Genomic DNA, 443 nt, shown 5'->3' with positions numbered 1-443 from the left:
CTGCAGCGCAGCCGAACTTCGGGCGTGAACTGTTGTCCTCCGCACTCGACGGCACCCCGGCCGACGAGCAGCCGCTGCGGCACGTCGCCGACCTGGCCCCACGACAGGCTCGCCGAATGCCCTGGCCCACTTGGGTCGGCGACGACGTGGTGCGCGCCTTCACCGATCGCGGTGTGGCGCAGCCGTGGTCGCATCAGGTATCCGCGGCCGAGTTGGCGCACGCCGGCCGGCACGTGGTGATCGCGACGGGCACCGCATCCGGCAAATCCCTGGCCTACCAACTGCCGATCCTGCACGCGATGCAAACCGATGCGCACGCCCGCGCCCTGTACCTGTCCCCGACCAAGGCACTGGGCCACGACCAGCTCCGTGCCGCCCAGTCGCTGTGCGCCTCGATTCCCGGCCTCGGCAACGTCGCACCGTCCGCCTACGACGGTGACAGC

1 protein-coding gene is annotated in these 443 nt (G+C 70.9%); it reads left to right on the top strand.

All coding sequences use genetic code 11. From position 1 onward, the window contains the following. Positions 1–443 (top strand): DEAD/DEAH box helicase (locus tag J5M58_RS27045; protein WP_207880506.1); only part of this gene is annotated, 443 nt, incomplete at both ends.

Origin of the sequence: Pseudomonas sp. 32_A (genome assembly GCF_017490905.1) — a bacterium.
GTDB lineage: Bacteria > Pseudomonadota > Gammaproteobacteria > Pseudomonadales > Pseudomonadaceae > Aquipseudomonas > Aquipseudomonas inefficax.
This window is presented reverse-complemented; position numbering and strand designations above follow the sequence as displayed.